General features: G+C 46.3%; 20 protein-coding genes. 13 read left to right on the top strand and 7 right to left on the bottom strand.

The features are described 5' to 3' along the window. Positions 1-325: 325 nt before the first annotated feature. Genes ACFPFU_RS04535 through ACFPFU_RS04525 form a run of 3 tightly spaced genes read right to left on the bottom strand, consistent with a single transcriptional unit; the run spans position 326 to position 2,939 of the window. Positions 326-1,501, bottom strand: a complete 1,176-nt coding sequence (locus ACFPFU_RS04535; RefSeq protein WP_377061956.1) for a hypothetical protein — start codon at positions 1,499-1,501, stop codon at positions 326-328. After that, positions 1,498-2,337, bottom strand: a complete 840-nt coding sequence (locus tag ACFPFU_RS04530; protein WP_377061954.1) for an anti-sigma factor family protein — start codon at positions 2,335-2,337, stop codon at positions 1,498-1,500. Before ACFPFU_RS04530 ends, ACFPFU_RS04535 begins: the two co-directional genes overlap by 4 nt. Next, positions 2,334-2,939: an RNA polymerase sigma factor gene (locus ACFPFU_RS04525; RefSeq protein WP_377061953.1), complete on the bottom strand. Its 606-nt coding sequence runs from the start codon at positions 2,937-2,939 to the stop codon at positions 2,334-2,336. The genes ACFPFU_RS04530 and ACFPFU_RS04525 overlap by 4 nt, the downstream gene beginning before the upstream one ends. A 273-nt stretch (positions 2,940-3,212) precedes the next feature. Between ACFPFU_RS04525 and ACFPFU_RS04520 the strand changes: the two genes are divergently transcribed. Together ACFPFU_RS04520 and ACFPFU_RS04515 are read left to right on the top strand one after the other, a co-directional pair. After that, positions 3,213-5,276 (top strand): alpha-L-fucosidase, encoded by a 2,064-nt coding sequence (locus tag ACFPFU_RS04520; RefSeq protein WP_377061951.1) that lies wholly within the window; start codon positions 3,213-3,215, stop codon positions 5,274-5,276. Between the two features lie 155 nt (positions 5,277-5,431). Next, positions 5,432-5,596 (top strand): DUF1328 domain-containing protein, encoded by a 165-nt coding sequence (locus ACFPFU_RS04515; protein ID WP_377061950.1) that lies wholly within the window; start codon positions 5,432-5,434, stop codon positions 5,594-5,596. An 84-nt stretch (positions 5,597-5,680) separates the two neighbouring features. Here the strand turns inward: ACFPFU_RS04515 and ACFPFU_RS04510 are convergent, their stop codons facing one another. The 4 genes from ACFPFU_RS04510 to ACFPFU_RS04495 form a co-directional block, all read right to left on the bottom strand. Beyond that, positions 5,681-6,709, bottom strand: a complete 1,029-nt coding sequence (locus ACFPFU_RS04510; protein ID WP_377061948.1) for an alpha/beta hydrolase — start codon at positions 6,707-6,709, stop codon at positions 5,681-5,683. Between the two features lie 9 nt (positions 6,710-6,718). Continuing rightward, entirely contained in the window at positions 6,719-7,519 is an 801-nt protein-coding gene (gene proC / locus ACFPFU_RS04505) for a pyrroline-5-carboxylate reductase (protein WP_377061946.1), read from the bottom strand. 98 nt (positions 7,520-7,617) lie between these two features. Continuing rightward, entirely contained in the window at positions 7,618-9,285 is a 1,668-nt protein-coding gene (locus tag ACFPFU_RS04500; protein ID WP_377061944.1) for a M1 family metallopeptidase, read from the bottom strand. A gap of 31 nt (positions 9,286-9,316) precedes the next feature. After that, complete coding sequence (locus tag ACFPFU_RS04495) at positions 9,317-10,078, bottom strand: creatininase family protein (protein ID WP_377061942.1); 762 nt, start codon at positions 10,076-10,078, stop codon at positions 9,317-9,319. Positions 10,079-10,266: 188 nt separating this feature from the next. Between ACFPFU_RS04495 and ACFPFU_RS04490 the strand changes: the two genes are divergently transcribed. From ACFPFU_RS04490 to ACFPFU_RS04440, 11 genes are all read left to right on the top strand, one after another. Beyond that, entirely contained in the window at positions 10,267-11,103 is an 837-nt protein-coding gene (locus ACFPFU_RS04490; protein WP_377061940.1) for a sugar phosphate isomerase/epimerase family protein, read from the top strand. A 791-nt stretch (positions 11,104-11,894) separates the two neighbouring features. Next, positions 11,895-12,257, top strand: a complete 363-nt coding sequence (locus tag ACFPFU_RS04485) for a hypothetical protein (RefSeq protein WP_377061938.1) — start codon at positions 11,895-11,897, stop codon at positions 12,255-12,257. A gap of 124 nt (positions 12,258-12,381) precedes the next feature. Beyond that, the gene (locus tag ACFPFU_RS04480) at positions 12,382-17,289 is read left to right on the top strand and encodes a 2-oxoacid:acceptor oxidoreductase family protein (protein WP_377061936.1); all 4,908 of its coding nucleotides are present in this window, start codon (positions 12,382-12,384) and stop codon (positions 17,287-17,289) included. 4 nt (positions 17,290-17,293) lie between these two features. Beyond that, a complete protein-coding gene (rsxC, locus tag ACFPFU_RS04475) occupies positions 17,294-18,646 on the top strand; it encodes an electron transport complex subunit RsxC (protein WP_377061934.1) in 1,353 nt (450 codons plus the stop codon). Beyond that, entirely contained in the window at positions 18,639-19,661 is a 1,023-nt protein-coding gene (locus ACFPFU_RS04470; protein ID WP_377061932.1) for an RnfABCDGE type electron transport complex subunit D, read from the top strand. The genes rsxC and ACFPFU_RS04470 overlap by 8 nt, the downstream gene beginning before the upstream one ends. Beyond that, complete coding sequence (locus ACFPFU_RS04465) at positions 19,648-20,355, top strand: FMN-binding protein (protein WP_377061930.1); 708 nt, start codon at positions 19,648-19,650, stop codon at positions 20,353-20,355. Before ACFPFU_RS04470 ends, ACFPFU_RS04465 begins: the two co-directional genes overlap by 14 nt. Continuing rightward, positions 20,352-20,993, top strand: a complete 642-nt coding sequence (rsxE, locus tag ACFPFU_RS04460; protein ID WP_377061928.1) for an electron transport complex subunit RsxE — start codon at positions 20,352-20,354, stop codon at positions 20,991-20,993. Before ACFPFU_RS04465 ends, rsxE begins: the two co-directional genes overlap by 4 nt. Continuing rightward, the gene (locus ACFPFU_RS04455; protein ID WP_377061926.1) at positions 20,990-21,571 is read left to right on the top strand and encodes an electron transport complex protein RnfA; all 582 of its coding nucleotides are present in this window, start codon (positions 20,990-20,992) and stop codon (positions 21,569-21,571) included. The genes rsxE and ACFPFU_RS04455 overlap by 4 nt, the downstream gene beginning before the upstream one ends. Positions 21,572-21,579: 8 nt before the next feature. Further along, positions 21,580-21,771: a hypothetical protein gene (locus ACFPFU_RS04450; RefSeq protein ID WP_377061925.1), complete on the top strand. Its 192-nt coding sequence runs from the start codon at positions 21,580-21,582 to the stop codon at positions 21,769-21,771. 28 nt (positions 21,772-21,799) lie between these two features. Continuing rightward, positions 21,800-22,657, top strand: a complete 858-nt coding sequence (locus ACFPFU_RS04445; RefSeq protein WP_377061923.1) for a ferredoxin reductase domain-containing protein — start codon at positions 21,800-21,802, stop codon at positions 22,655-22,657. Between the two features lie 176 nt (positions 22,658-22,833). Continuing rightward, positions 22,834-23,700, top strand: a complete 867-nt coding sequence (locus ACFPFU_RS04440) for an RnfABCDGE type electron transport complex subunit B (RefSeq protein ID WP_377061921.1) — start codon at positions 22,834-22,836, stop codon at positions 23,698-23,700. Positions 23,701-23,812 lie beyond the last annotated feature (112 nt).

Below are 23,812 nucleotides of genomic sequence, written 5' to 3'. Positions count from 1 at the left end.
TTGTCATCTCAGGTAGTTGACGCCGGTATCTGGATTGGTTTAGACAAGCTTGTATTTTTGATTTGGTTGAGTGTTGGTGAGAATGGGCAAAATACCAAACTGTCCGAAAGGTAAGGCATACTGAACCATGGGAATGAAGGTTCAAAAGCAAAGAAGAAAAGCCATCTGTACGGTATTCCGATGATCCGTTTTGATAAGATGTTTCATATGTTTATAATTGTTACTTAATTGTCATATGGAATCTCGCATGATAGATAATCATCCCTCCGTGTGACGATTCCGTCATGCTTGATTTCATATGTTTTCCTGTAGTCGATAATAAAACTTAAGAGTTGCCGTCCTCTTCTATTTGAAAACGTTCCTTGGCGGTTTTTCGACTTATTTTTCCTTGATCAAACGCCATCAAATCACTGGTTTTGATGCTTATTTTTAACATTTCAGGGATGTTGCAGTCGGTACAGTGGGTCATTTTCACTTGAAATATCATCATTTCCTCCGGGGCAAGGCTGTGCACGGTCCGGCCATAGGTGAGGATATTGTCCTTCAATTCTTCCAGAAACACCGGATACTGGGCATCCAAATCGTCCGGCTCGGTTTCATCTTCTTTTTTCTTGATTTCGGTCTCATCGCTCGGAAAGACAAACATGTACAGGTTCTTGTCCTGAGTGGTAAACATGTTCAGGTAATAAATAACCCCTAAATTCGGTATCCGGTCATAGGAGGCATAACCATTATAATAAAAAGTCTTTGACAAGTCCGGCCTGTACAATCTGTCGAAGATATTGGCCAACAATTCCAAATCCTGCTCCATATCGGATTCCATGAACTTATCGACAAAACGGATACGGGATGCGGCCTCCTCCCGGGAAATTTTTCCGTTTTTGTAAGCGCTGAGGTCTCCCTTTTTAATTTCTGCGGAAAACCGTCCTTTTTTGTTGATCATTTCTGAGGACACACGGCTTGGCATCACAAAGTTCCAGTCAAAGGGGGACCGGTCTTCCACCACCAAAATCTTATCTTCTTCTCCCAGCTGACCTATCAAATCCCCGTAGTCCAGTAGAAAAACAGTTACGCGTTCTTTTATTTTTTCTGAGCGTCGTTGACTGATACTATCGTTGGCGGAGGGAAAGGCAGAATAGCTCATCGTTTTGTTTTTGTCTTCAATTACCCTTTTGGGTGTGTGATAAACACCAGAACTTTTAGCCTCTTTATGGGGACGGTTGGCTCCAAATAACCGGGCATCTCCTGATACCACAAAGTAGGAGTTGCTTGGGGGAAGATGCAGCAACACACCATATCCGGGGAGATATTGGGAATAACCCGCTTGTTCCCCTCTTCCAATCATGATGCCTGATTTCCTTTCGAACAGGGTTTCCAGGACCGCTTCGGCGACTTTGATGTCCCTTTTCATCCTGTCCCGGTCAATTTGCTGCCCTTGTGCCTTTGTACATTCTAAAGACACGCATATGTTAAGCATTAGAATGATATATAGGATTTTCATGGCTGTTCGTTTTTCATGTTTCTTACATTGATAATTAAATGGGAGAGCATCTGCTCCATTTCCAATTGGAATTGGTCCCTGTCTCTTTCCAGGCCATTGAGCCTGCTTTGGAGGTATACCAGATCCTTTTCGCGTACCGTTTGCAAACCCATGGCGAAGTCTTCCAATATCGCATTCATGTACTCTTTCTGGACCATGGCCACCTCTTGCCAATAGGTTTCCATCATCGCCATATTCTGTTGCTGCAGAACGTCAAAATAAGCATTGACCCTGTTTTCAGCTTCTTTTGTGACGATATCCTTCAGCCGTTCATCCTGCACGCTATACTTGTCCAGTTTTTTTCCCATGGTCATTTCCCATTCCTCGTGCCGGGAAGTCCAGCGCTCCTGGAGTTGGGCTTCATGCTGTTGCATAGAAGTATGGATGATTTCCCGTAGCGCTTCTTCGCTCATGGTCATTTGATGAGGGTTCAGTTCTTCCCGGGGTTGTTCCCCGGAAAAAGAAAGAGAAAAAACCATGTTGTCCAAGCTGATCCTGGCACCGCTGATTTTGCCAAAAAGCAATAGAAGCCCCAACAGTAGTGTTACAGCAGCCGCATATTTGGAAAAGGACCAGAAAGCCGGCTGCCGGTTTGTGTTTGGTTGGACAACGAGCGGAACCCCTATGTCTCTATCTTTCAGATGGGCCAACATTTGCTTGGTGGCGCGCATTTCTTCCATTTCTTTCATGACTTCCGGCTCGTTTGCCAGATAAGCTTCCACCTTTTCATGATCTTTTTTATCCAATTCCCCATATAAATAGGAAACCAGCATGCTCTTGTCCGGTTTGAATTTCATGATCTTCGGTATTTAACATATTCAATAGCTTCTTTTGTCAGTATTTTTCGCATATTTTGGAACGCATAATAGAGCCTGGATTTGGCTGTGTTTTCGGGGATGTTTAAGGCTTCGGCGATCTCTCTGAATTTTAGCCCTTCATACTCCTTCATGATCAATATTATCCGCTGTTCTTCCGGGAGAAGCTGCAAAGCATTTTTCAGGGATTTTTCCAATTCACCGTTGATGAGTTTTTCTTCGGGATTGGGCAATGCTTCTGTTATTTCCTCCGGAACCCCGCCCTTTATCCGGTCAGGGTCAGGGCTGGCCAATAAATGAAACCTGCTGCTTCCCCCTTGTCTTTTCTCTTCCCTGCATTGGTTTACCAGTATCGTATATAGCCATGATTTGAATTTGCCACACTCCCGGAGTTTCTCTATTTTTTGATACATGGTGATGAAAGTCCGCTGGGAAACATCCATCGCCTGGTCATGATCCCCAAGAAGCTTCAGGGCAAAATTGTAAACCCTTTTATACCAATATTCCACCAACAAGCCTTGGGCTTGGCGGTCTCCCAGCCGGGCCTTTTGGATCAGGGAATGATTTTCTTCATTTTCCACCATAGGGAGAAACCTGTACGGGTTGTAAAAGGGTTAGATGCCGAATTCAATTATAAGATGAAAACATAGGGAAAAAAGTTTTGCCATAAGTGGCTTTTTTATAAAAATATTTGTTAAAACCGGATTTTCTTTTTAAAAATCCATTCCAATTTCCAAGGGGATAAAAATCCATTCCAATTTTTTGTCCTTTTATAGCTCTTGAATAAAGCTTGACATGGGACTAATCACTAAATTCATATATTTGGGGCAAATTTCTAAAATCCTTTAACTTCCGATATGAACCGTTACCTTTTTGTCCTGTGGCTGTGCTTCTCAGTAATTGCGTGTCAGAAGCCTTCAGTGGCGCCTCCGGAACCCGAATTACCCATTCCCGCGGAAAGACAGCTGGCCTGGCAGGAAATGGAGTTTTACGCCTTTGCCCATTTCAATATGAATACTTTTACCAACATGGAATGGGGTATGGGAGACGAGGATCCGGTTTTATTCAACCCGACCCAATTTGACGCCAATCAATGGGCAAAAGTATGTAAAGAAGCAGGGATGAAAGGAATCATCATCACGGCAAAGCACCACGATGGGTTTTGTCTCTGGCCAACTGCCACTACTGAACATTCCATAAAAAGCTCACCTTGGAAAGAAGGAAAAGGGGATATCATCAAGGAAATATCGGAGGCTTGTGCAGCCCATGGATTGAAATTCGGTGTTTATCTTTCTCCTTGGGACAGAAACCATCCGGATTACGGTAAGCCGGAATACATTGACGTTTTCAGGGAGCAGCTTAGAGAGTTACTTACCGGTTATGGGGATGTTTTTGAAGTGTGGTTTGACGGGGCCAACGGAGGCACGGGTTATTATGGAGGGGCCAATGAAGAAAGAAGGGTGGACAAGAAATCATATTATGATTGGGAAAACACGTATGCCATCATCAGGGAACTTCAACCCGACGCCGTGATCTTCGGCGATGCTGGTCCGGATGTCCGATGGGTAGGCAACGAGCACGGTTTTGCCTATGAAACCACCTGGTCCAACCTGATGCGGGATTCCATTTATGCCGGAATGCCGGAATATTCTGAAAAATACGCTGCGGGCCAGGAAAATGGCACGCATTGGGTGCCCGCCGAGGCGGATGTGTCCATCAGACCCGGATGGTACTACCATGAATATGAGGATCATAAGGTAAAATCTTTACCCGATTTGTTGGATATCTACTACAACAGCATTGGACGCAACAGCTCCCTTTTGCTCAACTTTCCCGTGGACAAGCGGGGTCTTATCCATGAAAATGACATCGCGCAGCTCCAAAAATTAACCGAAAAGATTAAGGAGGACTTTGCCGAAAACCTCGTCGGAATGAACACAGCCGTGGCGTCAGATGATGATAGGGGGAGAGGCTTTGGACCGGAAAACGCAATAGATGGGAACATGGAGACTTATTGGGCCAGCCCTGAGGGAAAAGTGACCGGGGAAATAACCCTACAATTTCCCTCACCCATTACTTTCAACAGGTTGCTGGTGCAGGAATATATACCGCTGGGTCAGCGGGTCAAAGCTTTTAAAGTAGAGGTGCAGACAGAAAAGGGTTGGGAAACGGTGGAAAAAGGTACCACCATTGGCCATAAGCGTATTTTACGGTTGCAGGATACTACCGCGGATAAGGTGAGGTTTACCATAGTGGATGCCAAGGCGGCTCCTACACTCCACAACCTGGCCTTATATTTCGCTCCCAAACTTGTTTTGTCACCGGAGGTGAGGAGAGATAAAGAGGGCAGGGTAAGTCTCAATCTGCCGGAGGAAGGCTTGGAAATCTATTACACCCTCAACGGTAAAGATCCTGACAAGCAATCCCACCGATACCATCAGCCATTTGAGCTGCTGGAGCCTGCTGAATTGAAAACGGTCTCTATAGACCCCCTCTCCGGTAAAGTAAGTGAGGTGAAATCAGTCAAGTTGGGTGTGGCAAAAAAGAAATGGTCGCTGATAAACGGGGCGGATAATCCACAACATTTGTTTGATGGAAACGAAAAGACCAATTATCTGAGTAAAAATAATGAAGTGACCATCGATTTTGGAGAAAACCTGGACTTAATAGGATTTGTTTATTTACCCATACAAAACCGGTACATGTCCGGAGTGATCAGCCATTTCGAACTCTACGCAAGTACAGACGGTGCTCAGTGGCAGAAGATAAGTGCAGGGGAATTTGGTAACATTGCCAATAGTCCCATTGAGCAAACCGTACATTTTCAACCGGTTACAGGAAGGTATTTAAGAATCAAAGCTACTAAAACCCTGGACGACAGGCCTGCTTCCTTTGCCCAAATTGATGTGTTGACTCAATAATTTGTATTATTCGGTTATCGGAAGTATTGTTTTTGAATCCTTAAAAAGGAATTTTAAATATAAAATAAGATTCTTTGTTTCATATTTGGTTTGGTTTTTGTAATTTAATGGGAAGACGTTATAAATATTCCATTTCTCACCAAACTTAATCAATTATGTTAACATGGGTAATTGTCTTTTTAGTGGTTGCGTTTATCGCTGCCATTTTAGGGTTCACCGGAATAGCCACTGGTCTGGCATCATTGGCTAAAATCATCTTCTATCTCTTTCTAGTATTGTTGGTAATAAGCCTGATAATAGGCGCGGTAAGCGGGTTTTAAAAATTTCAGGCCACGGCTTTTGGGATTGTTTACCATCCTTTCCGTGGCCCGACTTAGATATTATAAATAAATCACCAAGATTTTTTACGGTGATTTTTCGGATAGGAGGGATATGGGTACCAGGCCCACGGTCTCTTCTAAAAACTTCCGGCTTGCTTCCAACACGTCTTCCCAGCTCTCTGTTTTGATGCTTGATGTGATCACATGGTCCCCAGCCTCGCCGAAAGCCTGTTTCTCCTTCAGGTTATCCGGTGTAGACAGGTTGTCAAACATTTCCAGCAGGGCTGGCACAGAAACCACATCGTCCTGATGCTCCTCATCTTTGTAATAGTAGGCCATAAAAACGGGCTGACGCACCTTTTCAAAGGTGTTTTTGTTCATTTTGCTTTTTAATAGCACTGCAAGGCTGCTATAGCCATTGATATGGTATTCCTCGGACCAATATTTGGCGACATCACCTTCTCTGCTCACTTCCTGTACACCGAGGGAGTTGGTCATGGTCATTTTCATCAGCATTTTGGTCCAGGGTTGGAAAAAGGGATCCAGCCTGTTGCCATAGATTTCAATACAAGGGGAATAAAGCATCAATGACTTGATCTCCGGTCTTTCGGCTGCCAGAATCAAAGATAGTGCTCCACCCATTGAGGTGCCCATTACGATCACACTGTCGCCAAGCTGCTGGCTGATCATATAAGCCTCCCTGGCTCCGTCGACGAGCTTCGCTGCATCCAGATATTCAAGCGCATTCTCCCTTTTGATGCCATGTTCGGGCAGACGGCTAAGATAGAGATTGGCGCCGAAGTGCTCCGCCAGCTTTCTGTGAACCGGATCACCTTCCATTTGGCTGGCGCCGAACCCATGGACATAAAGGATGCTATACGGGGTTTTGTTTTTTGCCATACTGTCTGCCCAAATGATCCTGGCTTCATTATTTGGCTTCAGGCCTTTAACGGTGTCTTCCTTTGCTTTGACATAGGCCTCCAATTCGGATAGTGAAGAGGGGACAGTGGGATATTCTCCATCCAGAGAGGTGGGCCTATCCTTTGGGCCTGCCATATATACTATGGCCAGGAGAATGACAAAGCCAAATACCCAGGGAATGATTTTTTTCATCGGGAGAGCCTATTTTTCAATTTCCTCATAAGAAGCCAGGACCCCTCTGACCATGGCCGCACTGAAGCCATGATGCTCCATTTCATTCAGACCGACTATGGTACAGCCCTTGGGGGTGGTGACCTTGTCAATGGCTGCCTCGGGATGCAGGCCTTTTTTGATGATCAATTCGGCAGCTCCCTTCACGGTCTGATTGACGATCGTGTTGGCGGTTTTTGCATCAAAACCGATCTGTATTCCGCCCTGGGTCATGGCACGCATAAACCGCAACACATAAGCGATGCCACAAGCTCCCAGTACCGTGGCGGCTTCCATCAGGTGTTCTTCTATGGTGAGTGCAATGCCTATGCTGCTGAAAATAGCCCTTACTTCTTCCTCGGTTTTTGGAGAGCAATTCTCACCGCATATGCAGGTAATGGATTCCTTGATGTCTGCCGCAATATTAGGCATAGCCCTGAAAACAGCGGTGCCAGGTTCCAGTTGTTCCCTTATCCTTTGAAGGGTAATGCCTGTGGCCACTGAGATCACCACTTGCTTTTCTTTTTTAAGCACGGGGCTGATTTCTTTCAATATGCTGACGACGTTATAGGGCTTTACCCCCAGGATGACAAAATCGGCATCTTTAGCGGCCTCTTTGTTATCGGCCAGGACTGTGATGCCTTGGGAACGCAAGTAAAACAGACTTTCAGGATGTCGTTTTGTAACGGTAAGGCGGCTGCCATCGAATCCCTCGGTTCCGAGTAAACCGTTTACGATGGAAATGCCCAAATTACCACAACCTATAATGGCAATTTTTTTATCTTTTTTCATTGTGGATGTCATTCTGTTTTTCGTGGACCAAAATTATCAAATATCCCATGCAATTCACGGACTGCGATATTTTTTTAGCATTTTGTTACGTCATTCGATCAGTTGTAATTGTTTTTTATGTCAATATAGAAATTGGGATCCACTGTAAAGGTATCCCCGGGAAGTATAAGTTCTGTGGTTTGCCATTCTCCGGTCACGTCAAGCCAGGTTTCCTTGTCCTCATCCAGGATTTTTAAAGGCATCTCAAATCCCTCTACCACATTTCCCCAGCGGTATTTCAGGCGACCGTCCTCCCACTCATATTCAAATTGAGGGATTTGGGCGGTCCTGAGGTACTGGTCAAAAAAGGGTTTTAAATCCAATCCCGTTTCCTCGGCCCAAAAATGCTCTATTTCTACCGTGGTAACCGTTTGATGATAAAAAACCTCATTCATCCGGCGGAGCGAATTTCTCCATTTTTCGTCATCGTTGACCCATGTTCTGAGTGTATGTAAGATATTGGCTCCTTTGAAATACATGTCCCCGGATCCGCGTTGGTTGACGTCGTAAACACCAATAATGGGGATGTCATTTTTGATCACCCTCCTTGCCCCGATGATGTACTCACTGGAAGCCTTTTTCCCATAATGATAATCAAGAAAGATGGCTTCGGAATACGTGGTGAAACTTTCGTGTATCCACATGTCGGCAATGTCTTTATAAGTGATGTTATTGGCAAACCACTCATGCCCCGACTCATGAATGATGATATAGTCGAAAGTCATTCCCCAGCCGGTTTCACTGAAATCCTTGCCTTTGTATCCTTTCACATAACCATTGCCGTAAGTGACGGCGCTTTGATGTTCCATTCCCAAATAAGGCACTTCTATGAGTTTGAAGCCATCCTCATAAAAAGGGTAGGGGCCAAACCAATATTCAAATGCACGCATCATTTTGGGCGCATCTTTAAAGTGCGTTTTTGCAACTTCCAGATTATCCTTCAGCACAAAATAGTCCATAGTAAGCATACCTTTTTCGCCGAGGTAATCCTCTGAAAAATGGGCATAATCCCCGATGCTGATGTTCACCACATAGTTGCTGATAGGGTTGCTTACAAACCAATGAAAGGTGCGGGTGCCATCATCATGCTTTTCGGTATCCCTCAACCTGCCGTTGGAGACATTCATCAAAGGTTCCGGGACCCTCACACTGATGGCCATGCTGTCGGGTTGGTCATACATGTGGTCTTTACATGGCCACCAGAGGCTGGCCCCGTCTCCTTGGTTGGAATTGGCGACAAAGGGAAGACCGTTTTTATCCTTGGACCAGGTGATACCGCCGCTCCAGGGTGGATTGGGGCTGATTTTGGGCTTGCCTCCAAATTCAATTTCCAGGCGGTGACTTTCTCCCGGATGCTGGGGTTCCTCCAATTTGACAAAATAAGCACTTCCTTCGTTTTTAAATTTCAAGGATTTGCCATTTTGAGAGAAACCCCTGATTTTCATAGGTTCTTGAAGGTCGATCTGCAAAGTGTTACCTTCCTGTATTGCCGTGTAATGAACCGTGTTTTTGCCTTCAATGGTTTTTTTGTCAGGGTCAACCCTAACCTCCAGATGGTAAAAATCCAGGTCCCACCATTCCCTTTCCGGGGTGATGGATCCACGAAGGCTGTCCTGTCTGGAAAACGCTTCCGTTTGTGCCACGGCTTCTCTGCCTGCTACCCATATGAGAAGAAAAAGCAGGATGATCCCCCCTTTCTGTACGTCGCAAAAATGCTTTTGGTACACACATGTTATCTTTGGTGATGAAAAATGACTGTTATTCATACCTGTCAGTTATGTCAAGTTGAGCCAGGTCCAGAAAAAGATGAGCCATTTTCTTGGTGACATCCTGATAGAATCTTTCGCCTTTTTCTGCTGTGGAAGCCTTCGGGTTGCCTATTCCGGTGTCTTCAGTTACCATAGACCATTTTCTCTCTGCCCAGGCCCATCCTTCCTGTATGGCTTTTACCTTTGATTTTTTCTCTTTTCCCTCGCCGGCTTCTTCCAAGGGCAGTACCAAATCCGGATGAAGGTACATGATCAGGCTGGTTTCCATTTCATCCGCATGGTCTCCCCCGTGTTCGAAATACTGGCTTTTGTCCATGGATTGGAACCAGTTACAGGAACTGAAAAACATATCGGGAAATTCAAGGCCTAATTCCCTTAAGATGGTTTTAAAGTCATTTCCCCCATGACTGTTAAGAATCAGCAGCTTGGAAATCCCCTGCCGGTGAAGTACGGTTGCCAGATCTCTGACGATGGCCAACTGGGTACTCGGGTTCAGGTTCATGTCCAGAAAAATGTCAGCTTGACCGGTATTGACACCAAAGGGTACGGTGGGCAATACGATCACCCTGGCCCCCTCTTCCCAGGCAATTTTGGCGGCTCCGGCGGCAATAGCATCTGCCTCATAAATGTCGGTCCCATAAGGAAGGTGGTAGTTATGTGCCTCCGTGGCTCCCCAGGGCAACACGGCCAGTTCTATGTTTTCATCTCTGAGGGCTTTCCAGTTGGTCTCTGCGAGTATGTAGGGTCTCATGCTATAATTATTTAGGTTACCTATCAAATCAACATTGTTCTTAACATGTAAATAAACCATAATTTTTTATCAAATACCACCCCACTTTTACGACTTCCTTTTATATTGCATGGGCAATGTTTTCAAAACAGAAGCCATTTTTCAAAAGAACATTAACTCAAAACAAACTGAATATTCTAATGTCAAATATGAACAGCCGTAGGCAATTTGTAAAAAAAGGTGTGTTGGGTGTGGCAGCAGGGTCCATGTTAGGAAGTACAAAAACGCTCGCCTCCGTGATGGATAGTCCCAAAGCGGAAGACCTGAAGTTGGGGTTTGCAGGATATACCTTTGTGCATTTCAATCTCGAGGAAGCATTGAAAATGATAGAAAAGGTAGATGTAAATTATTTGTGTATCAAAGATTTTCATCTTCCCTTTGACAGCAGTGCAGCGCAGATTGAAGCATTTCACAACCAATTAAAGGCTTCCGGCATCAAAGGGTACGCGGTAGGGCCTATATATACCAAAACCAGGGAAGAGATTGACAACGCATTTGAATATGCCAAACGGGTGGGAGTGAACATGATCGTAGGAATACCCCAAAAAGAAGACCTACAGTACCTGGACGGGAAAGTAAAAGAATACAACATCCGCTATGCCATCCATAACCACGGACCTGAAGACAAGCTCTATCCCAATGCCACAGTCATTGTGGATTTGGTAAAGCATCTGGATTCCCGAATAGGGTTGTGTTTTGATATGGGGCACAACATGCGGGACGGTCATGACCCGATAAAAGACCTTAAAAGGTATAAAGATCGGATTTTTGACATTCATCTGAAAAATGTGACTGCAGCCACTGCCGACGGAAAAACCTGCGAACTGGGTAGGGGAGTGATCGATATCCCTTCATTTGTGGATATGCTCCGGAAAGTGAAATATTCAGGGGTATGCAGCCTCGAGTATGAAAAAGACATGAAAGACCCCATGGCTGGGATTGCAGAGTCAGTAGGCTATTTTAGAGGAGTGACGGATGCGAGGTAAGATGATATAATCGTTTCGGATAGAGTACTTTAAATTAAAGGGCAATATGTTATAGGCATCTATGGTATATTGCCCTTTATTGAGATAGGGGGATCCCCGTTAATCAATACCTGTGCAGGATATCAGAAGGTCAGAAGGTAAATCTTCATATACCTAATATTTAGTCTGATAAATAAATGTTTAAGCATTGTTTTATTGATTTTATCATTTACTGGCAGAGGTATATTTTTTCTTGGGCCTTAATTTTTATGAAGGGAGTTTAAATGCGGGTAACAGGGGCTTGGTTTCCTTCAAATTACCCCTGTGGGTGATGCTTACCGATGAATCCTTACCCCGGAAATCACCTATTTAAGGGCACAACGCCCAAATCAATACAGGTCAGGAACCCTGACATAGCCCTTACATCTACAAAAAATATTCTAGAACGACACAGCCTTTGAACCTAGTGCAGAAAGATTCAGGCGGTCCTGACAGATCGAAATAGAGGCGTAAAAATGAGGCTAAAAAGGGTTTTTGCAGCCAGCGAACTGTCGAGAGTTTCAGGGCCTTGGGCCAAAATTTATGTATTTTTATCAAAGTGAGTGGCCATAGTTGGTCGTCATGGATTGGTTTGGCTCAGACAAAATATGGTCTTTGTTCTTGCGGAATGCTGAATTTAAAATTGAATTGACCCTTGGCAATTAAGCTTGACGTAAATCATAACTAAATATTGACTTCCATCATATGTATTAAAATTATCTGTAAATAACTTGGTCAACAAAGTTTATTCAACCCCCAAGATGATCTCCGTCATGAAAGATATTAAACCGCAAAAAACACTGGATGAAGCAGAGGAATTATTTGATCTAGCTAAAGAGGAGCTTTGCCGACCCGAGGAAGACGTTGTGCACTACATGGTCTGTAGCAATTCCTATAAAGCAATTTCAAAATACCTGGCCGGATTTTTAATGAAGAATATTTTAAAGAATCAAACTTCTTTATCCATAGAAGATCTCTTGCGCCAATGCCGGGAGGTTGACCCTGAATTCAAAAAGTTGGACCTGGCTCCCCTTACTCACCAGAAGAATCCCGAAGATGTCTGGATGAACATGGATACGGCGAGAGAATTTATGATGCTGGCCGAAAAGACCAGGGCTTTAGTAAATGCGATGTAATAGACACATGGAATTTTAAGCATTGAACGGCAATGATTTGCCTACTGTGGTAGCGGTTTCCTTTAGCCTGATTTTTAGCGCACAATGCCCTTTTATTCCACTATTTTGATACTACTTGAATGCTATGGAAAACAAAGAAAACAATTTCAAATATCCCGGGATAAGGGTAGCAATGGATGGTAATTCTGTTGCCATTATGTGCGAAAGGGAATCTTCCGATGCAGCCGGTGCCTATCCCATTACCCCGTCGACCCAAATGGGCGAATATTGGGCGGAAGAAGCAGCTAAAGGCCATCTGAACATTTCGGATAGGCCCCTTATTTTTATAGAGCCTGAAGGAGAGCATGCCGCGGCTGCGGTTACGGCGGGTTTGTCCATGACAGGTCTGCGCTCGGCCAACTTTTCCTCCGGGCAGGGTATAGCCTATATGCATGAGTCCCTTTATGCGGCTGTTGGGAAGAGACTGACCTATGTCCTCAATATCGGGGCAAGGGCCATGACCAAATCGACCCTCAACGTCCACGCCGGACATGATGATTATCACGCCATCGACGACACAGGTTTTTTCCAGCTTTTTGCGAAAAATGCCCAGCATGTGGCTGATCTCAATATCATCGCACACCGTGTCGCGGAACTCGCTTTAAACCCCGGGGTCATAGCCCAGGATGGATTTTTAACCACCCACCTGATCGAATCCCTTTTATTGCCTGAGCGGGAACTGATCAAAGAATTCCTGGGCCGTCCGGATGACATCATCCCTACTCCTACACCTGCTCAAAGGATGATTTATGGCGAAACGCGCCGGCGCATACCGGAAATATGGGATGTAGACAATCCAATGATGGCAGGGATCGTACAAAATCAGGATTCCTACATGCAGAGCGTGGCCGCACAGCGCCCTTTCTTTTTTGATCATATCCGGCAATTGACAGACCAGGCTTTTGAGGAATATTACCAACTTACCGGTAGAAGGTACGCGAGGGTCATGACCTATAAGACAGGGGACGCGGATTACCTTATCCTGGGTCAGGGAAGCGTGGTAAGCAGTGCCGAAGCGGTAGTGGACTATCTGAGAAAAACCAGAGGTATAAAAGTAGGAGTAGTCGATTTGGTGATGTTTCGCCCATTCCCAGCGGATATTCTGGGGAAAATACTAAAAGGAAAAAGGGGAGTAACCATACTCGAGAGATTGGATCAGCCTTTGGCGGAAGACTCCCCGATTATGAGGGAAGTGCGGGCAGTGCTCACCAAATGCATTGAAAACGGAAACAACCAAAAAAATATCCCTTACCCGGACCTGCCTTCCTACAATGCCAACGAAATGCCGGCCCTTTATGCCGGCTCATTTGGGATGGGAAGCCGTGATCTGCAGCCGGAAGGCATCATCGGAGCGATTGAAAACATGCTTCCTGATGGCAAACACAAAAAGAGGTTTTACCTGTCCATAGATTTTATAAGGGAGCATCCCTTTACCCCAAAACAAAGGGCACATCAGGAAAATATTCACGAGGCTTATCCGCACGTGAAAGAACTTGCCATTCATGGGTCGGAAAACCCCAACCTCATGCCCAAGGATGCCATCACGGTCCGCTTCCATTCCATTGGGGGATGGGGGGCAATCACGACCGGAAAAAACCTCGCGATGACCCTTTTCGAATTGTTGGGGTATGACATCAAGGCCAATCCAAAATACGGTTCAGAAAAGAAAGGACAGCCAACCACCTACTATTTGGCGGCAGCTTCTGAACCAATTACCATCAATTGTGAATATTATTTTGTGGATGTGGTGCTTTCACCTGACCCTAACGTATTCAAGCATACCAATGCATTGGCGGGATTAAAAAAGGGCGGGACCTTTATCATACAAAGTGAGAGGAAAACCGCGGATGAAGTCTGGGAAGATATACCAAGGCATTATCAGAAACTTATTTTAAGCAATGACATCAGGGTCTATTATGTGGATGGCTTTAAAATTGCCCGTGAGGAAGCTTCGGACCCCGAACTGCAACTCAGGATGCAGGGCATCGCATTCCAGGGGGCTTTTTTCGCCGCGTCTCCTTTGATGCAAAAGGCAGGATTGACGGATGTTACACTGCTGAAAGCCATTGAAGGGCAGTTGCAGCATAAATTCGGAAGCAAGGGCCAACGCGTAGTGGATGATAACATGCGCGTGGTCAAACGGGGATTTGATGAAGTATTCGAGATCAAAAACAAAGTTATAGGAGAAAACGGAGAAAAGACCAATGGTCGGGAAGTGGTTCCCATCCCCACCATGCTCAAGGAGACGCCGGTAAGCAAATCCAGCCTCAGTGATATTCACAGGTTTTGGGAGCAAACCGGCAGTTTCTACCAAACTGGCAAAGGAAACGACAATTTAACGGATCCATTTATTGGGCTGAGCGTCATCCCTGCTGCTTCTTCCCTTTTCAGGGACATGACTGGAATACGGTTTGAGCATCCGGAGTGGGTACCCAATAACTGTACAGCCTGTGGCGACTGCTATACCGTTTGTCCGGATACGGCGATACCAGGGTTGGTCAGTGAATTGTCAGATGTGCTCGACGCTGTTCTGAAAAGGGTGAAGAAAAAGCACGAAAAGCTGGAATACCTCCCCAAAACCATCAAACAAATTGAGCCGGCGATCAGGGCCTTGTTCAACGGACCCCGTGATGGCATCACTGTGAACCTTCTGATCAAGGAAGCCATAGATGAGGTGATCGGCAGAGAGAAAAACAATCCCCTATTGGTTACTGAGTTGGGATGGTTCAAGGACGAACTGGGTGATTTCCAGTTTGCACTTACCCGGCCCTATTACGAACTCCATGAGAAAAAGCAGCCCAACAGCGGGGGCTTATTCAGCATCACTGTCAATCCCAATACCTGCAAGGGCTGCATGGAATGCGTGGCAGTCTGCGACGATGATGCGCTCCGGATCGTCAAGCAAACCGAGGAGTCGGTGAGCCGACTCCGCGAAGAATGGAGCTTTTGGAAGGATTTGCCCAATACCCCTAAAAAATTCAACCGCATTGCCGACCTGGAAGAACGGATAGGTCCCTTGGAAACCATGCTGCTTGATAAGAACGCCTACCTGAGTTTTGCCAGCGGGGACGGAGCTTGTCTGGGCTGTTCTGAAAAAACAGTGGTTCACCTTTTTATGGCCACCGTGGATTCCCTGATGTTGCCCAGGGTGGAAAAACATGTTGCCTATCTTCGGGAACTCATGGATAAACTGGAGAAGCACATCCAACTGCAATTGATGAAAAACCTGAAAGTAGCAGACCCAGAAATGATGTCCAGAATTGTTTCGGAATTCAAGGGTAGCGATCTTACCGTCTCGGGTATCGCCAGCAGGATGGAATCAGTAAACGGAACGGAGCCAATTGACCCTGAATGGCTCGCTGAAATGACCCAAGTGCTTGGTGGCTTGAAAAAATTATTATGGAAATATACCTCAGGGACCACTGGGAAAGGCAGGTCCAATATGGGTATGACGAATTCCACCGGATGTACCTCGGTATGGGGAAGTACTTATCCTTATAATCCTTATCCGTTTCCGTGGGCCAACCATTTGTTTCAGGACAGCACTTCGATGGCTATGGGCATATTTGAGGGCCACATGGCCAAAATGGCTGACGGGTTTAAACTGATCCGCAAAGCAGAGTTGGAACTGAAGGGAAGTTATAATTCAAAAGAGCAAAAGGATTTTTTTACTTATTTCAACTGGGGCCAGTTTACAGATGAAGAATGGAAATTATGTCCCCCTGTTGTTGCCCTGGGTGGGGATGGTGCCATGTATGACATCGGTTTCCAGAATTTATCCAGGATGATGGCTTCCGGCAAACCCATAAAGGTAGTCGTAGTAGATACGCAAGTGTATTCCAACACAGGCGGCCAAGCCTGTACTTCCGGCTTCATAGGTCAGGTTTCCGATATGGCCCAATACGGAAAGGTTTGGAAGGGCAAACCCGAGCCAAGAAAAGAAATAGGGTTAATTGCCATGGCCCACAGAAACACTTATGTGCTTCAGGCCACAATGGCCAATACCAGCCAGATGATTGAGGGGTTCATAGAAGGTCTGATGACCAAACGGCCGGCACTGTTCAACCTGTATACCACCTGTCAACCCGAACATGGTGTTGCTGACGATATGGGGGCGCATCAGGCAAAACTCGCCATGGAATCAAGGGCTTATCCTATTTTCCGCTACAATCCGGATAAAGGGCTTACTCCTCAGGAAGCCTTTAACCTGGAAGGAAACCCTGCCTTGAATCAAATATGGCCCAAGTATGAACTGAAATACATGGAAAATGGGCGGAAAAAATCCATGGAAGTGGCCATGACTTTTGCGGACTTCGCGCTAACAGAAGCCAGATTCAGAAAACATTTTCGAAAAGCCCCAATGGACACCTGGAATGAGAATATGGTGGTGCTTTCTGACTTTTTAGAGATGAATGAAGCAGAAAGGGAAGGCAAGTTCCCCTTCATTTGGGCGGTGGACAGAAAACAAACGCTCAGCAGGGTCATGGTGGCCAAAACCATGGTGGAGTCATGCGAGGAGCGCCGCGACTTCTGGCTCATGTTAAAAGCCATAGCAGGGGTTTCCTCAGAGAAAACCGGGCCCGTAGAGGATGTCGAAAGTAAAGTAAGGGCTGAAGTGGTCAGCCGGATAGCACGGGGCTTGATGAAGTTGGCCGGGGATGAAGGTGCAGGCATAATAGATCTGGCGATGGAAGATGAAAAAGCAGATGAGCCCGAAACCCAGGTTCCAAAGGACACCGGTGCTTTTATGGCTCCTTGGGTAGAAACGGAACACTGTACTTCCTGTGATGAATGTATCAAAATCAATCCTGATATTTTCACCTACAATGAAGATAAAAAGGCTTATATCAAAAATGCAGACGGGGGGAGCTATATGGATTTGGTCAAAGCCGCTGAAAAATGCACGGCCGGTGTTATCCATCCAGGCCTTCCCAGAGAGAAGGATATGAAGGATGTGGACAAATGGATCAAAAGGGCCGAAAAATTCAATTGATACCGTGCTGACTTTTAACACCCATAGTTTCAAACACGGAATCCATCCTCCCGAACACAAGGAGGAAACCAATGGGCTTCCCATTCGGCAGTTTCCTTTTGCCCCCATGTTCATATTGCCTGTGTCGCAACATTTGGGAAAACCTTCGGACATCGTCGTGAGGGAGGGTCAGGAAGTGCTGAGGGGACAAATTTTGGCGAAGGCCAATGGCTATATGTCAGTTCCTTTGCATTCCCCTGTCACGGGTACAATCCGAAAAATAACCAGTGTGAGGCTGATTTCCGGGAAAATGTCCTTAGGTATATACCTGGAACCTTTTCCTTCTTCCGGTCAGGAGGTGATCGAAGGGATTCCCGTTGACCTCGAAACCGCGGGTCCGGACCGGATCCTAAAAGGTATCCAGGATGCCGGTATCGTGGGGTTGGGAGGGGCGGCTTTTCCCACGCATGTCAAACTGAAAATCCCGGATGGTAAAACCTGCGAACACCTGATCATCAATGGTGTTGAATGTGAACCCTACCTCACTACGGACCACCGGGTGATGCTGGAGCAGGCGGGGGATATCATGATGGGGATCCGGTATTTGCTCAAAGCTACCGGGGCCCAGCAGGTTATCATTGGGATAGAGGCAAATAAGCAGGATGCGGCTGACTATCTGGCTACCCAAATTCCCGAAAGACTTCCCGTGATCATAAAAGTGGTTCCCGTCAAGTATCCTCAAGGGGCTGAGAAAATGCTGATTACCTCATTGCTGGGAAAAGAAGTCCCATCAGGGGGACTGCCCATAGATGTCAATGCTGTGGTCGTCAACGTGGCTACCACCGCGGAGATCGGGAGATTGCTTCCACATGGACGTGGTATTCAGGAACGGGTGATAACCATCACAGGTCCTGCGATCAGGAAAAAGGGGAATTATCTTGTTCCGATTGGTACGCCCTTGCGTTATGTGCTGGAACAGGCTGGGGCCGCTGACAAGCTCAGCGAAGTATACATGGGAGGGCCCATGATGGGAATGGCTGTCTCAAGCCTGGATATTTCCATTGTCAAAGGCACCTCGGGGGTTGTAGCTTTTGGAGAGGAAAATGTCAAACAAACGGATAAAGTATACCCATGTATCCGGTGTGGGGCCTGTGTGGATGCCTGTGCTATTTTTCTGAACCCTTCCAAACTCGGCATTTTGGCAAAAGCGGGAGCATACGACACCATGGTAGATGATTACCATTTGATGGATTGTTTCGAGTGTGGTTCCTGCTCGTATGTCTGCCCCTCAAATATTCCTCTGGTTCAATATTTCCGCCTGTCCAAAGAAATCATCCGAAAACGCAGTAATTCCAAAAAAGCAATCAGCAATGTTTAGCAAGACCCTACATATCAGTACTTCTCCACATATCAGCAAGGGGATAAAAACGGATATGATCATGAGGCATGTCGTCTGGACATTGGTGCCGGTAGCGCTTTTTTCAGTCTTTTCTTTTGGAATCAATGCCTTGTTTGTCATCATCACAGCCATCATAAGCAGTGTGTTTACAGAACATTTGCTGTGTAAATTGTCCAAACAGGAAAGCACGGTTTCTGATTGGTCTGCGGTCATTACCGGGCTGTTGTTGGGATTGACATTGCCTCCTGTATTTCCCCTTTGGATGACATTCCTTGGCGGGGTGTTGGCCATTTCATTGGGGAAATTCGTTTTTGGGGGTCTGGGGATGAATGTATTTAACCCCGCATTGGTGGGAAGGGCTTTTCTCCAGGCAGCGTTTCCTGTGGCCATTACCACCTGGCATCCCGCCTTCCTGGAAGGAAGGTTCTCCAGCCTTTCCGGGTCCCTGTTGACATTTCCCTTCGCAAAACCGGTAGTGGATGGCATTTCAGGAGCTACGCCGCTTTCTGCTTTCAAATTTGACCAGGTAGTTACAGATTCTACAGAACTGGCCTTGGGACTGGTCAGTGGTTCCATTGGAGAAACCAGCGGCCTTCTGATCGCGTTGGGCGGGATATATCTGGTCGCCAGAAAAATGATGAACTGGCGCATTCCGGTATCCATACTTTCCACAGTTTTTCTGTTCAGTGGTGTTCTTTATCTTTTCGACAACCAGGCCTACCCATCACCTGTATTTATGCTCCTGTCAGGCGGATTGATGCTGGGAGCTGTATTCATGGCTACCGACATGGTTGGCTCACCTATTACCCCTAGGGGGGTGGTTGTGTATGGGGTTTTCATTGGCTTACTGGTAGTCACTATCCGCATATGGGGAGGGCTGCCCGAAGGCGTCATGTACGCGATCTTATTAGGAAATGCCCTGTCTCCTCATATTGACAATATGATCAAGCCAAGGGTATACGGTACTAAAAATAAAAAAAATGAACGCACATAAGACCATAGCCCCTGGTACAACAGGGATTGAAGGGAGTGGTAAGATGCTCAAGGCCATGGTTGGTATAGGGGTGTTGTGCGCTTTGCTGATTGTAATGACTTATGAGGGAACACGTGGAAGGATAGAAACACTCAAAGCTGAAGCTTTGGAAGCAGCCATTTTTGAAGTTTTGCCCGGGACCACAAGGATGACAATTTATGAATTGGGCGGAGAGGGTATTTTCACCCCTTCGGATGGAAAAGACAGAAGCAAAACTTTAGTGTATGCCGGCTTCGATGAGCAGGGAGCGCTTACCGGAATAGGGGTTGAGGCAAGCGGACAGGGTTATGCGGATATCATCCGGATTCTGTATGGCTATGACCCTTTCACCCAAACCATTATTGGCTTTTATGTGCTTGAAAGCAAAGAGACGCCGGGGTTGGGGGACAAAATAGAAAAGGATGCCAATTTCCTAGCCAACTTTGATGCCCTGGACGTGTCTTTGTCTGATGATTTCAGCCGCATGGTGAACCCTGTAATTCCGGTAAAATCCGGTGCCAAAACAAAGCCTTGGGAAGTGGAAGGGATAACCGGTGCCACCATTTCCTCAAGGACCATAGGCAATATCATAGGAGAAAGCTCCGCAAGACTGATTCCCACAATCTATCAGCAGCAGGATAATTTTAAACCCCACCACAAACCCTTGCCCAAATGACTCCTGAAATAGCCAAAAAGAAAGAACCAAAAGCAGCCCTAGGCTCCACGGATGAATTTATGAAAGGGCTATGGCGTGATAATCCTGTTTTTGTACAGGTATTGGGGATGTGTCCGGTTCTGGCGGTATCGAATACAGCCATGAACGCGCTTGCGATGGGCCTTGCAACTGCCTTTGTCCTGCTGATGTCCAATGTGCTGGTGTCTTCCCTCCGCCATTTTATCCCCAAACAGGTACGGATTGCTTCATACATTTTGATTATTGCCACTTTCGTCACCATCGTGGATTACGCTATCCAAGCCATCAGTGTGGATTTGCATAAAAACCTCGGTGCTTTTATTTCATTGATTGTGGTGAATTGTCTGATCCTTAGCCGGGCGGAGGCCTTTGCCTCAAAAAATACCATGGAGAAATCTGCTATGGATGCCTTGGGAATGGGCACAGGCTTCATCTTCGCACTGTTTTGCTTGGGTGCGGTCAGAGAAATATTGGGAAACGGGACCCTTTTCGGTTTTGCGGTTTTCCCTGAATCATTCCAGGAATGGATCATCATGATTTTACCGGCGGGCGGTTTTTTCACCTTGGCATTATGGCTGCTCCATTTCAATTATTTCAAACTAAAGCAGGAGAAAGCATGAAAACGGAATCGTTGTGGTACATCTTTATCAATGCCAGCCTGATCAACAATTTTGTACTGGCCTATTTCCTGGGTATCTGCCCCTTTTTGGGTGTTTCCGGTAAAATGGAGACCGCTTCCAAAATGGGCGCTGCCGTGACTTTTGTGATGGTGATCAGTTCGGTCTGTGCCTATGGTATCCATGCGCTGCTGGTTGCGATCAACGCTCCCTTCCTACAGTTGATCAGCTTCATTGTGGTCATCGCTTCCACGGTGCAGCTTGTGGAAATGATTATCAAAAAAATGAGTCCCGCATTGTTTCGGACACTGGGGATATTTCTCCCTTTGATAACCACCAACTGTGCAATTCTGGGGTTGGCGTTGTTCCAGACGAGCAAAGGATACGGCATATTGGAAAGTTTGGTCTATGCCTTAGGTGCCGGTGCCGGTTTTACGCTGGCTTTGGTGCTTATCGCCGGTTTAAGGGAACAGCTGGAATTTGCGGATGTTCCCAAAATAGCAAAGGGCACTGCAATTACCCTGTTGATCGCGGGGATCCTGTCTTTGACTTTTATGGGATTTTCAGGTTTGGGATCATAAAAAACACGATGGAAGCCACAATGACATATGTGATAGGGATTGTTGGGATAGTGGTGTTGATGCTTTCCTGGGCTTTGGTACAATCACTTTGGAAAAAAACCTTCTCTGAAAACATCTCTGATGAAGATGTTTTGGCAGAGCGCAGAAGCTGCGGCAACTGTGGTTGCGGCAAAGTCTGTAAGAAAGAAAAACCGGTATAAAACAGTTTCAATACAAAATTTAAATGCCATGACCTATTTATCAGAATATAGTACAAAAAATCAGTATAAAGCGAAAGTGAAGAAAACACAGCGCCTCACCCCTCCCGACGCAGAAGAGATACGCGAGATTTTGCTGGAGGTCAACGGTGCGGATTTTCATTGTGAGGTGGATCAAACCTTTGGGGTCTTGTTGCGGCATGACGGCGAATTCGGCAATACCTTCCATCACCGGCTGTACAGTGTGGCCGATCTTCCTGCCAAAAAGAACGGTAAAACGCAGATTACCATGCTCGTGAAGCGCTGCACGTACGTGGATGATTTCAACGGCGAATTGTATCCCGGAGTCAGCTCCAATTATCTCTGTGACCGGAAAGTAGGGGATGAAATTACCATCACCGGCCCTTTTGAGTTGCCATTTAAAGTCCCGGAAGACAAAAATGCCAATTTGATTTTGATAGGGATGGGAACGGGGATTGCTCCTTTCAGGGCTTTTGTCAAACATATTTACAGTCATGAAAAGGATTTTAAGGGAAAAATCATTCTGTTTTACGGGGCAAAAAGTGGACTGGAGCTTTTGTACCTAAACGACAAAGACGGTGACCTGACCAATTATTATGATGAGAAAACCTTCCAGGCCTTTCACGCATTGAGTCCCCGGCCACATTGGTCTGATCCCATCTCCCTGGATGCTGCCATTGAGGAAAGAGCGGATGAAATCCTGGAGATGTTATCCCAGACCCATACTTATATCTATATCGCGGGATATGAAAAAGTGAAGCAAAACCTCGATAAAGCATTTGCCAACATTATGGGGTCACAAGAGAAATGGGAAAACAGGAAGGCGGAATTGGTCGCCGGGAAAAAATTTGCAGAGGTAATTTATTGATTCCGACGATAACCAACGGTCTGTCATATATTGAGCGGCTTTCTCCTTCGCTCGCCCTTCATTCCTTCCCTTATCGGAGAATAGGGGTAAGCATCAAGGTAGTTGTAACGTGACACCCGGTGGCCTTGGAATAATTATAATCCATAAGTTGGATGCGCCTTTAATACTACAATAGCATGACGATATTAATAGCATTGCTCGCTTTGGGTGGATTGACGCTTCTATTGGCATTGATGCTGATCACGGCCAACAAGAAGCTTTATGTCTATGAGGACCCCCGCATAGACGAGGTAGAAGGGATGTTGCCCCATGCCAATTGTGGTGCATGTGGTTATCCGGGGTGCCGTCCGTTTGCAGAGGGGCTGGTCAAAGGAGAAACACTTCCCGGAAAATGTACTGTGAGTAGCAAAGAGGGCGTAAATGCCATTGCCAGTTACCTTGGGGTGGATGCCGGATCGGGGGAAAAGCGGGTGGCCAGGTTGGCCTGCGCGGGTGGGAGCAATGTCGCTATTGTTCGTGCCCAGTATGGAGGCCTTGAAAGCTGTAGGGCTGCCTCCCTTGTTTCCGGAGGGGGAAAAGGTTGTTCATGGGGGTGCTTGGGGTATGGGGATTGTGAAGCAGTCTGCGATTTTGATGCGATCGGCATGAATGCGTTTGGGCTGCCTGTTGTTGATGAGGACAAATGTACTGCTTGCGGCGATTGTGTGGAGGTTTGTCCCAAGGATCTTTTTTCCCTTGAGCCCGTAAGCCACCGGCTATGGGTAGCCTGCAAGAGTCTGGATGCAGGAGATGCGGTGCTGGCGGAATGTGCAGTAGGCTGTACCGCCTGCGGGAAGTGCGCCATGGACGCAAAGGGGGGCTTTATTACAATGAAAGACAACCTTCCTGTGATAGATTACAGTGGGGATCACCAAACCCAGGTACCGATACAGCGGTGTCCTACCGGAGCCATTATTTGGTTGGATGAAAACCTCGGTCCCGTCAAAGGGGCAGAGAGCAAGAAGATCATCCGCCAAGGGAAATTGAAAATGGGGGAAAGTTGACCGAAGCCAAACCCATAAGAACCATAATCGTTTTTGTCGATTGATTTACATCTGTAAATTGTCAGCAGGATGGTCAAGTTTGAGGGTAGAGTGCGGACATGTATCAGCAATC

Origin of the sequence: Negadavirga shengliensis (assembly GCF_042652345.1) — a bacterium.
In the GTDB taxonomy this organism is placed as follows: Bacteria; Bacteroidota; Bacteroidia; order Cytophagales; family Cyclobacteriaceae; genus Negadavirga; species Negadavirga shengliensis.
This window is presented reverse-complemented; position numbering and strand designations above follow the sequence as displayed.